Genomic DNA, 9,635 nt, shown 5'->3' on the forward strand with positions numbered 1-9,635 from the left:
AACGCACCTGCGCATCGCGCGCAGACGCACCTGCGCATCGCGCGCAAACGCACCTGCGCATAGCGCGCAGACGCACATGCGCGTCGCGCGCAAACGTATCTGGGCGTCGCGCGCCCAACGCTGACGGGCGTCGCGTGGAGGTCATGTGCGTCGCGCGCGAGGGCTCGTGGGTCAGGGGCGGGCGTCCTTCAGGGGGAGGGCCAGGCGGTCGGCCAGCTCGGCGTACTCGATGTCGTGCAGTTCGAGGACCTCGAGGCCGGCGGCGGTCACCCGCAGCGTGGCCACGTCCGTGTAGATGCGGTCGACGCAGGCCGGGGCCGTCAGCGGGTACGTGCACTCGGCCACCACCTTCGGGCTGCCGTCCTTGGCGAACATCGTCGTCATGACGAAGACGCGCTTGGCGCCGATGGCCAGGTCCATGGCGCCGCCGACGGCGGGGATGGCGTCCGGGGCGCCGGTGTGCCAGTTGGCGAGGTCGCCGCGGGCGGACACCTGGAAGGCGCCCAGGACGCAGACGTCGAGATGGCCGCCGCGCATCATGGCGAAGGAGTCGGCGTGGTGGAAGTAGGCGGCGCCGGGCAGCTCGGTGACCGGGATCTTGCCGGCGTTGGTCAGGTCGGGGTCCTCGGCGCCGGGGGCGGCGGCAGGGCCCATGTTGAGCATGCCGTTCTCGGTGTGCAGCACCACGCCCGCCGCGGGATCCAGGTGCTCGGCGACGAGGGTCGGGAGGCCGATGCCGAGGTTCACGTACGAGCCGGGCGGGATGTCGCGCGCGACGACGGCGGCCAGCGACGACTTGGACAGGCTCATACGGCCACCACCCGATCCACGTAGATGCCCGGCGTGACGACGGCCTCGGGATCCAGCGCGCCGGTGTCGACGATGGCGCCGACCTGCACGGCCACCGTCGCCGCCGCGGTTGCCATCAGGGGGCCGAAGTTGCGGGCCGTCTTGCGGTAGACCAGGTTGCCCATCCGGTCCGAGCGGTGCGCGCCGATCAACGCCAGGTCGCCCTTGATCGGATACTCGAGGACGTACGGGCGGCCGTCGATCTCGCGGGTCTCCTTGCCCTCGGCGAGCAGCGTGCCCACGCCGGTCGGGCTGTAGAACGCCCCGATGCCGGCGCCGCCCGCGCGCAGCCGCTCGGCGAGGGTCCCCTGCGGGACCACCTCGAGCTCGATCTTGCCGGCGCGGAACAGGCCGTCGAAGACCCACGAGTCCGTCTGCCGCGGGAACGAGCAGACGACCTTGCGCACCCGGCCCGCCGCGAGCAGCGCCGCCAGGCCGGTGTCGCCGTTGCCCGCGTTGTTGCTGACCACGGTCAGGTCGGTGGCGCCCTGGCGGATGAGCGCGTCGACCAGGTCGACGGGCATGCCGGCCATCCCGAATCCACTGACCAGCACGACGGATCCGTCCGCGGTGCCCTCGACCGCCTCGTCCGGCGAGTTGCACACGATCATGCGGCCACGTTCTCCAGGACGACGGCGAGCGCCTGCCCGACGCCGATGCAGATCGCGGCGACGCCCCACCGGTCGCCGGACTCGCGCAGACGCGCAGTGAGCGTGCCGAGGATGCGCGCACCGGACGCCCCGAGCGGGTGACCGAGGGCGATGGCGCCGCCGCGGGCGTTCACGATGGCCGGGTCGATGTCCCAGGCGTCGACGCAGGCGAGGCTCTGCACGGCGAACGCCTCGTTGAGCTCCACCGCGCCGACCTCGCCCCAGGTGATGCCGGCCCGGCTCAGGGCCTGCTCCGCCGCGGCGACCGGCGCGAAGCCGAACAGCTGCGGCTCCAGCGCGGCCACTCCGCGGCCGGCGATCCGGGCGAGCGGTTCGCTGCCGAGCCGTCCGGCGGCCTGCTCCGACCCGACGAGTACGGCCGCAGCGCCGTCATTGAGCGGCGAAGCGTTCCCGGCCGTGATCGTCCCGTCGGGCCGGAACGACGGTTTCAGGGCGGCCAGCTTCTCCAGGGTGGTGCCGGGGCGGATCCCCTCGTCGCGGGTCAGCTCGGCGACGGGCACCACCAGGTCGTCGTAGAAGCCGTCCTCCCACGCCCGGTGCGCCAGCTGGTGCGACCGGAGCGCGAACTCGTCCTGCCGCTCGCGCGAGATGGCGTACTTCTCCCGCAGTTGCTCGTTGGCCTCGCCCAGCGACACGGTCCACTCGGCGGGCATGCGCTCGTTGACCAGCCGCCAGCCCAGCGTGGTCGACACCGCGGTGACGTTGCCGGCGGGAAAGGCCTTCTCCGGCTTGGGCAGCACCCACGGCGCCCGGGTCATCGACTCGACGCCGCCGGCCAGGACGATCTCCGCGTCGCCGGTCTCGACGGTCCGCGATGCCTGCATGGTCGCGTCGAGGCTGGAGCCGCACAGCCGGTTGATCGTGGTCGCGGGCGTGGTCACGGGCAGCCCGGCGAGCAGGACCGCCATCCGGCCGACGTTGCGGTTGTCCTCGCCGGCCTGGTTGGCGCACCCCCAGTACACATCGGCGATCGCCGTCGGATCCAGCCCGGGGAAGCGCCCGAGCAGCCCGGTCATCGCGGCGGCGGCGAGGTCGTCGGGGCGGACGCCGGCCAGCGCGCCGCCGAACCGGCCGAAGGGCGTGCGCGAGGCGCCGTACACATAGCTCGCGGTCATCCTCCCAACCTACGGCCGGGCACTCATTGGATCCAATACTTGGTTACCGTGGATTGATAAGCTGAGCCTATGGATGTACGCCAGCTGACGTCGTTCGCGGTGCTGGCGCAGGAGCTGCACTTCGGGCGGGCGGCCGCGCGGCTGCATCTGGCCCAGCCGGCCCTGTCCCAGCAGATCCGCCAGCTGGAGAAGGAACTGGGCAGCACGCTGTTCCTGCGCTCCACCCGCCGGGTCGAGCTGACCGAGGCGGGTGAGCTGCTGCTCGGCCGGGCCCGCGCGGTGCTCGCCCTGCTCGACCGGGCCGCCGACGAGCAGGCCCGGCTGGCGCAGGGCCGCCTGGGCACGGTCGGCATCGGCTTCATCGGCACGGCCACCTACGACGTCCTGCCCGGCGTGGCCCGCCGCCTCCGCGCGACCCTCCCCGACCTCCGTCTGGACCTGCGCGGCGAGATGCTCACCCCGGAACTGGTCGCCGGCGTCCTCGACTTCTCCCTCGACGTCGCCCTGATGCGCCCCCCGATGGACCCCACCGGCCTCCGCCTGGTCCCCCTCCGCACCGAACCCCTCGTGGCCGCCCTCCGCGCCGACGACCCCCGAGCCGTCGCCGTGGCACCGCCCGTCCCGCAGCCCGTCGCAGCATCGCCGGGCCCGCAGTCCGCCGGGGCGCCGCCAGTCCCGCGGGCCGTCGCTGCACCGCCGGATCCCCCTACCGCCGCGCCGGATTCGCATGCCGCCGACGCGACGCCGGCGCGGGATTCGCATGCCGCCGACGCGACGCCGGCGCGGGATTCGCATGCCGCCCACGCGACGCCGGCGCCGGGCCCGCACGCCGGCGTCGCGGCGCTGGATCTGGGTGACCTGGCGGACGAGCCGTTCATCGCCCACCCGTCGCGCCGCAAGTCGTCGATGCACCAGAGCATGCTGGACGCCTGCCACGCGGCCGGCTTCGATCCTCGCGAGATCATCGAGGTCCGCGAGACGTCGACGCTCGTCACCTTCGTGGCGGCCGGCCTCGGCGTCGCCCTGGTCCCCGCGTCGGTCCGCTCCCTGGGCATCGACGGCGTCGCCTACGTCCCCCTGGCCGGCGCCGCGCCCACCGTCGAGCTCGTGATGGCCACCCGCGAGGGCGACACCTCCCCGGGCGTACGCCGGGTCGCGGACGTCATCGAGGAGTACGTGCGCGCCGCCGCATGACGGGTGCCACCGGCCGAGCCCCGGCAGGCGTCATCGCGGCCGGCTGACCTGGGCCATGGTCAGCGGCGGGCGGCCCAGCAGCTCAGCCAGGTCCGGGGTCTGCGCGGCGAGCAGCCCGGCCCGCGCCAGCCCGTGCAGCATGCCCATCGGCCCGGCCACCTCGCCCTCCCGCGCCTCGACGCCCAGCTCCGCGGCCAGTTCGGGACAGGTCCAGCGAGGGCCGGTGAGGGTCCAGGTCCGGCCGTGCTGCATCCCGAGCAGCGCCAGCGCGGCGGCCTCGGCGAGGTCCGCGCGGGCAGCGGTGTTGAGCGGCTGACCGCCGGTGGCGTGGACGAGGCTGGGACCGGGCACGAACGCCTCGCTGTAGAACGGGTTCCGCAGCACGGTGTACGGGATCCCGCTCGCGGCGATCGCATCCTCCGTGGCCAGGTGCGCCCCGGAGAGCGGCGGGATGTCGAGGAAGCTCGTGTAGACCAGCCCCCGGACGCCCGCCGCCACGGCCGCGGCCACGACAGCGCGGTGCTGCTCGGTGCGCCGGGCGGGGTCCAGCTCCGGCGACGAGACGAGGAGGAGACGGGAGACGCCCGTCAGCGCCGTACTCGGGAAAGCGTCGTAGTCGCAGTGCCGCACGGCCACGCCCAGGCCCGTGGCCCGCCGGGGATCGCGGACGATCGCGACCAGGCGATCGGCGGGCACGTGCGCACGCAGCGCGGCCAGCGCCAGCCCCCCGAGCTGCCCGGTGGCACCGGTGACAGCGAGGAGGCCGGTGGCCGGGCCGGAGGAGGAAGGCATGCGCACAGGGTCGGGACGCCGCACCCGGCCGTCAACCGAATTGCCGCCGTCCGGCGATCGGATCCCCCGCCCGCCCGCCGATCGGAACCCCATGCCGCGCCGACTCGCCACCGCCGTCCTGACCGCCGCCCTGCTGGCGCCCGCCGCGCCCGCAGCCGCCGCCACAGGAAGCGGCGCCGCAACGCGAAGCGCCGCCGGGAACGCCGCCGCTACGGGAAGCGCCGCCGCCGCAGGAAGCGCCGCCGCCGCGGCGACCGGGGCGTGCTACCCGGGCAGCACGGTGTCGTGCTTCGTCTGGACCGGCAAGGTCGTGCGCGTCAACGACGGCGACACCCTCGACATCGACATCGCCGGGGACGGCACGTCCACCCCCCGCTCGGTACGCCTCGCCGACGCCCAGGCCATGGAGCAGTCCGTCTACTCCGCCACGCCCGCCAAGCGCCGCGGCGACTGTCACGCCCTCGCGGCGACCGCCCGGCTGGAGCAGCTCGTCCGCGCGAGTGGCGGCGTGGTCCGCCTGACCGCGCAGTCCCCGGACAGCGCGAGCCGCAACCGCCCGCTGCGCGGGGTCCAGGTGTACATCGCCGGCTCCTGGCGTGACGCCGGCCTCGACCTGGTCCGCCGCGGGCTCGTGCTCTGGCAGCCGTTCCCCAAGGAGGGCGAGTGGGCGTGGAACACCGCCTACCGCGAGGGCTCCCTGAGCGCCGCGCGCGCCCGGACCAATCTGTTCGACACCGACGCCTGCCGTCCCGGGCCGTACCAGTCCGCCGGCATCACCGCATCCGTCGACTGGCGCGCCGAGACCGTGACCGTCACCAACCACTCCGCCGAGCGGATCAACTTGTCGCGGTGGTGGATCCGGGACTCGGGGCTGCGGCGCTACACCTTCCGGACGGGTACCACGGTCGCCGCCGGGCGCAGCGTGACGCTGCACGTCCTGGGCGCCGGCACCGACACGGGCGCGGACAAGTTCTGGCGGCTCAGCACGCCGATCTTCGACAATCCGCTGCCGGACGGGCAGGGGCACGGCGACGGCGCCTACCTCTTCGACCCCGACGGCGACCTCCGCGCCTGGGACATCTACCCGGCGTGACATGACCAGCGAGAACGCGCCGGGGCCCGGCGTGATTTTTTGATCATCGGGCGCCGGGGCGGTGACGGCGGGGCCCCCGGCGTGATGTGCTGGAAACATGAGTGACGATCGGGTGACGAACTGGGCCGGCAACGTCGTCTTCGGGGCGCGGCGGCTGCACCGGCCCGGGTCGGTCGAGCAGGTGCAGGAGCTGGTGGCCGCCGGCGGTCCCGTCAAGGTGCTGGGCAGCGGCCACTCGTTCAACCGGATGGCCGACACCACCGGCGATCTCGTGTCCCTCGCGGACCTGCCGCGGCTCGTCGCGATCAGCCCGGACCGCCGCACCGTACGCGTCGACGGCGGCATCCGCTACGGCGAGCTCGCCGCCCGGTTGGATGCGGAGGGGCTGGCGCTGCACAACACCGCGTCCCTGCCGCACATCTCCGTCGCGGGCGCCGTCGCCACCGCGACGCACGGTTCCGGGGAGCGCCACAAGAACCTCGCCGCGGCGGTCGCGGGCGTGGAGATCGTCCGGGGCGACGGCAAGCTGGTGACGTACACCCGCGGCGACGCCGCCTTCCCCGGCGCGGTCGTCGGCCTGGGTGCGCTCGGTGTGGTCGTCGCCCTCACCCTCGACGTCGTCCCGGCCTTCCAGGTGCGCCAGTACGTGTACGACGACGTGCCCCGGGCCTCGCTGGAGACCAGCCTCGACGCGATGCTCGGCGACGGCTACAGCGTCAGCCTGTTCACCAACTGGATCGGCCGGGACGTCAACATGGCCTGGCTGAAGCGGCTCGACGAGATGCCGCCCGGCGACTGGTTCGGCGCCCGGCGCGCGGACGGCCCGCGGCACCCGGTGCCCGGCATGCCCGCGCAGAACAGCACCGACCAGACCGGCGACCCGGGCCCGTGGCACACCCGGCTGCCGCACTTCCGGATGGAGTTCACCCCGAGCAGCGGGGAGGAGCTGCAGTCGGAGTACCACGTGCCGCGCGCCCGGGCCCTCGAGGCGATCGACGCCGTCGCGGGCATCGCCGATCACGTCTCCGCCGTGCTGCAGATCTGCGAGCTGCGCACGATCGGGGCCGACGACCTGTGGCTGAGCCCCAACTACGAGCGGGACACCTTCGCCCTGCACTTCACGTGGATCGCCGACACGGAGGCCGTCCTGCCCGTGGTCGGCCGGCTGGAGGAGGCCCTCGCCCCGCTGGCCCCACGCCCGCACTGGGGCAAGGTCTTCACCACCGCCCCGGAGACGATCCGCGCCGAGTACGCCCGCTTCGCCGACTTCGCCGCCCTGGCCGTCGAGCACGACCCGAACCGGATCTTCCGCAACCCGTACCTCGACGCCCTGCTGGACTGAGCCCAGGGATCAGGCGGCGTCGTAGTCCACGCTGCGGCCCAGGCCGGCCCAGCGGTCGTCCTCGGCCTTGAGCTGCTTGAGCTCGGCGTCGATGAGGCCCACCGCGTCGCTGCCCAGCAGCAGGTGCAGCGGCGGCTCGGGCATCCGCGCCACGTCGAGCAGGACGCGGGCGACCTTGGCCGGGTCGATCGGCTCCCGGCCCGTACGCTCGCGCAGGTAGCGGCCCATGGCGCCCACGGTCGCGTCGTACTGCGGGGAGATCGCGGGGATCTCCATGGACGAGCCGGCCCAGTCGGTGCGCATGGCGCCGGGCTCCGCGAGGGTGACCTTGACGCCGAGCGGGCCGGCCTCCTTGGCGAGCACCCCGGAGAAGCCCTCGACGCCCCACTTCGCGGACTGGTAGGCGCCGACGCCGGGGGCGGTGCCGCGGCCGCCGACCGACGTCACCTGGATGAAGTGGCCGGCGCCGCGCTCGACGAAGTGCGGCAGGGCGGCCTTGGTGACGTGCACGGTGCCGTAGAAGACGGCCTCCATCTGCGCGCGGAAGTCCGCGAGCGAGATGTCCTGGATGGCGACCAGGTTGGCGTAGCCGGCGTTGTTGACGACCACGTCGAGATGGCCGAAGGCGGCGATCGCCTCGTCGACGGCCTCCTGCGCGCGGACGGGATCCGTGACGTCGAGAACGATCGGGAGCAGCCGGTCACCGTACTTCCCGGCCAGGTCGGCCAGCGACTCCGTGCGGCGGGCGGTGGCGGCGACCCGGTGGCCGGCGGCGAGGGCTTCCTCGACGATCGAGCGGCCGAGGCCGCGCGAGCTGCCGGTGACGAACCAGTGCTGAGCAGACATGATGTCCTCCTGTGCCGAGTTAACGCAAGCGTATTGCGTAAACAACGCAATCGTCTTGCGTTAAACTGGTGTCATGCCTCACAGCCCGTCGTTCCAGCGCGCCCGCTCCGCCGAGGCCAAGGAGGAGCGCAGCGCGGCCCTGCTGACCGCCGCCCGGCAGCTCGCCGCGGACAAGGGGGTCCGGGCGGTCACGCTGACCGAGATCGCGACGACGGCGGGCGTGCACGTGTCCGGGGTGCGGCGCTATTTCGGGTCGCGGGAGGAGATCTTCCTGCGCCTCGCGGCCGAGGAGTGGCAGGCCTGGACGGAGGAGGTGCGGCGCGGGCTGGAGAAGCGGACGGACCTGCCCGCCCTGCTGTCGCAGACCCTGGCCGGCCGCGGGCTGTTCTGCGACCTGCTCGCCCACGTCCCGCTCACCCTCGAGCGCGAGGTCCCCGCGGGTCCCGTCCGGGAGTACAAGCTGGCCGCCCTCGCCGCCGTCGACGTCTTCGTGGCGGCGGTCACCGGCGCGACGGGCCTGTCCGAGCGCGACGCGGTGGACCTGGTCGCGGCCGTGACCGCGCTGGCCGGCAACCTGTGGCAGATCTCCCACCCCCCACAGACCCTCACCCGCCTGTACGCCGAGGACGCCCGCATCGCCCACGCGGCCTCGGACTTCACCCCCCGCCTGACCCGCCTCGTCGCCGCGCTCGTGGACGGCCTGGCTCGCGCCGTGTGACGCGGAGCCCGGCGGTCCGGCCCGGGCGGCGTGACGGGAGGCCCGGCGGGCTTATCGCCGGGGCGACCGGGGTAGACAGGCGTCCATGACACGCTTCACGTACCGAGGCCGCCCGCTCGTCCCGCGTCCCCAGGGCGACGGCGCGCTCATCGAGTCCTATCCGGATCCCGACCGCCCCCGCTTCGAGGTGGCCGACGCGGGCGGCATGACCCAGCTCAGCGTCCCGCAGCTGCTCAGCGAGACGACCACGCTGCCCTGGCCGGCCGACGGCAGCGGGCCCGTGGAGCTCGCCCCGCTCATCGTGGAGACCGTCGACCGCGTGGACCCCGACGGCACGGACGCCGACCTGAGCGCCCTGCGCAGCGAGGCGTCCCGGAGCTGAACCCGCCCGGCCGAGGACGCGAAGTCAATCCCGGCGGTGGCGCCCGGCCGGGGCGAGCACGCGCAGCCGTTCGATCAGGGCGGAGACCTCGTCGAGCCGGCGGGGATCCCAGCGCCGGCCGGTGGTGTCCACGATCTCGGTGACGTTGTGCAGCAGCTCGGCGGCCCGGTGCGGGTCGCCGAGCTGAGCCAGGGCCTGGGCGGCCAGCCAGTCGCAGTAGACCGGGTCCGCGCCCGCCTCGCGCAGCTGCTCCACGAGGACCAGGCAGATCTTGTCGTACCCGTTGGCCAGCACCAGCCGGGCCAGCGCGTCGGTGGCGTGGATCCACTCCGGCGTACCGGGGAAGAGCTCGCGCAGCAGCTCGAAGGTGTCCGTCGCCTGCTGCCGGCGCTCCGCCGCGGCGCAGTCGCGGCCGAGGGCGAGCAGCGCCCGGGCGACCTCGTGCCGGTCGGCCCGGTGCGCGGCCAGCTGCCCGGCGAAGTCGTCGATCTGCGCCTGGCACAGGGCCAGGTTGCGGTCGGCGCGGCGGATCCGGTCCGCGTACGTCGCGTGGCCCAGATGCCGCATCCGCAGGATCGAGGCGGGCACCGCGGCCCGGAACGGCTCGGCCTTCCTGGGCCGCTACCGTGGGCA

General features: G+C 74.1%; 11 protein-coding genes. 5 read left to right on the plus strand and 6 right to left on the minus strand.

What is annotated here, in order from left to right; genetic code table 11:
* Positions 1 to 171: 171 nt before the first annotated feature.
* Genes RBH18_RS04165 through RBH18_RS04175 form a run of 3 tightly spaced genes read right to left on the minus strand, consistent with a single transcriptional unit; the run spans position 172 to position 2,635 of the window.
* Positions 172 to 810: a 3-oxoacid CoA-transferase subunit B gene (locus RBH18_RS04165; protein ID WP_306204546.1), complete on the minus strand. Its 639-nt coding sequence runs from the start codon at positions 808 to 810 to the stop codon at positions 172 to 174.
* Positions 807 to 1,460, minus strand: coding sequence for a 3-oxoacid CoA-transferase subunit A (locus RBH18_RS04170; protein ID WP_306204547.1), 654 nt, complete (start codon positions 1,458 to 1,460; stop codon positions 807 to 809). The genes RBH18_RS04165 and RBH18_RS04170 overlap by 4 nt, the downstream gene beginning before the upstream one ends.
* Positions 1,457 to 2,635 (minus strand): thiolase family protein, encoded by a 1,179-nt coding sequence (locus tag RBH18_RS04175; RefSeq protein ID WP_306204548.1) that lies wholly within the window; start codon positions 2,633 to 2,635, stop codon positions 1,457 to 1,459. The genes RBH18_RS04170 and RBH18_RS04175 overlap by 4 nt, the downstream gene beginning before the upstream one ends.
* A 69-nt stretch (positions 2,636 to 2,704) precedes the next feature.
* On the opposite strand from RBH18_RS04175, the gene RBH18_RS04180 reads away from it, so the two are divergent.
* Positions 2,705 to 3,829, plus strand: a complete 1,125-nt coding sequence (locus RBH18_RS04180; RefSeq protein WP_306204549.1) for a LysR family transcriptional regulator — start codon at positions 2,705 to 2,707, stop codon at positions 3,827 to 3,829.
* A 30-nt stretch (positions 3,830 to 3,859) separates the two neighbouring features.
* Here the strand turns inward: RBH18_RS04180 and RBH18_RS04185 are convergent, their stop codons facing one another.
* On the minus strand, positions 3,860 to 4,621 hold the full coding sequence (locus RBH18_RS04185; protein WP_306204550.1) for an NAD(P)H-binding protein: 762 nt from the start codon (positions 4,619 to 4,621) through the stop codon (positions 3,860 to 3,862).
* Positions 4,622 to 4,712: 91 nt separating this feature from the next.
* On the opposite strand from RBH18_RS04185, the gene RBH18_RS04190 reads away from it, so the two are divergent.
* Positions 4,713 to 5,714 (plus strand): lamin tail domain-containing protein, encoded by a 1,002-nt coding sequence (locus RBH18_RS04190; RefSeq protein WP_306204551.1) that lies wholly within the window; start codon positions 4,713 to 4,715, stop codon positions 5,712 to 5,714.
* A gap of 97 nt (positions 5,715 to 5,811) precedes the next feature.
* Complete coding sequence (locus RBH18_RS04195) at positions 5,812 to 7,056, plus strand: FAD-binding protein (RefSeq protein ID WP_306204552.1); 1,245 nt, start codon at positions 5,812 to 5,814, stop codon at positions 7,054 to 7,056.
* Positions 7,057 to 7,065: 9 nt separating this feature from the next.
* Here the strand turns inward: RBH18_RS04195 and RBH18_RS04200 are convergent, their stop codons facing one another.
* On the minus strand, positions 7,066 to 7,902 hold the full coding sequence (locus RBH18_RS04200) for an SDR family NAD(P)-dependent oxidoreductase (protein WP_306204553.1): 837 nt from the start codon (positions 7,900 to 7,902) through the stop codon (positions 7,066 to 7,068).
* Positions 7,903 to 7,975: 73 nt separating this feature from the next.
* Here RBH18_RS04200 and RBH18_RS04205 point away from each other — a divergent pair, with 73 nt between their 5' ends.
* Both RBH18_RS04205 and RBH18_RS04210 read left to right on the plus strand, forming a co-directional pair.
* Positions 7,976 to 8,620: a TetR family transcriptional regulator gene (locus tag RBH18_RS04205; protein WP_306204554.1), complete on the plus strand. Its 645-nt coding sequence runs from the start codon at positions 7,976 to 7,978 to the stop codon at positions 8,618 to 8,620.
* 85 nt (positions 8,621 to 8,705) lie between these two features.
* The gene (locus tag RBH18_RS04210) at positions 8,706 to 9,002 is read left to right on the plus strand and encodes a hypothetical protein (RefSeq protein WP_306204555.1); all 297 of its coding nucleotides are present in this window, start codon (positions 8,706 to 8,708) and stop codon (positions 9,000 to 9,002) included.
* A 24-nt stretch (positions 9,003 to 9,026) separates the two neighbouring features.
* Here RBH18_RS04210 and RBH18_RS04215 read toward each other — a convergent pair whose 3' ends face one another.
* A complete protein-coding gene (locus tag RBH18_RS04215) occupies positions 9,027 to 9,590 on the minus strand; it encodes a hypothetical protein (protein ID WP_306204557.1) in 564 nt (187 codons plus the stop codon).
* Positions 9,591 to 9,635 lie beyond the last annotated feature (45 nt).

Origin of the sequence: Actinoplanes oryzae, from assembly GCF_030757795.1 — a bacterium.
Lineage (GTDB): Bacteria > Actinomycetota > Actinomycetes > Mycobacteriales > Micromonosporaceae > Actinoplanes.

Excerpts from the sequence above, each read along its gene's own strand:
- RBH18_RS04175 (WP_306204548.1), bottom strand. The coding sequence starts at position 2,635 with ATGACCGCGAGCTATGTGTACGGCGCCTCGCGCACGCCCTTCGGCCGG.
- RBH18_RS04180 (WP_306204549.1), top strand. The coding sequence starts at position 2,705 with ATGGATGTACGCCAGCTGACGTCGTTCGCGGTGCTGGCGCAGGAGCTG.
- RBH18_RS04190 (WP_306204551.1), top strand. The coding sequence starts at position 4,713 with ATGCCGCGCCGACTCGCCACCGCCGTCCTGACCGCCGCCCTGCTGGCG.
- RBH18_RS04200 (WP_306204553.1), bottom strand. The coding sequence starts at position 7,902 with ATGTCTGCTCAGCACTGGTTCGTCACCGGCAGCTCGCGCGGCCTCGGC.
- RBH18_RS04165 (WP_306204546.1), bottom strand. The coding sequence starts at position 810 with ATGAGCCTGTCCAAGTCGTCGCTGGCCGCCGTCGTCGCGCGCGACATC.
- RBH18_RS04170 (WP_306204547.1), bottom strand. The coding sequence starts at position 1,460 with ATGATCGTGTGCAACTCGCCGGACGAGGCGGTCGAGGGCACCGCGGAC.
- RBH18_RS04205 (WP_306204554.1), top strand. The coding sequence starts at position 7,976 with ATGCCTCACAGCCCGTCGTTCCAGCGCGCCCGCTCCGCCGAGGCCAAG.
- RBH18_RS04195 (WP_306204552.1), top strand. The coding sequence starts at position 5,812 with ATGAGTGACGATCGGGTGACGAACTGGGCCGGCAACGTCGTCTTCGGG.
- RBH18_RS04210 (WP_306204555.1), top strand. The coding sequence starts at position 8,706 with ATGACACGCTTCACGTACCGAGGCCGCCCGCTCGTCCCGCGTCCCCAG.
- RBH18_RS04185 (WP_306204550.1), bottom strand. The coding sequence starts at position 4,621 with ATGCCTTCCTCCTCCGGCCCGGCCACCGGCCTCCTCGCTGTCACCGGT.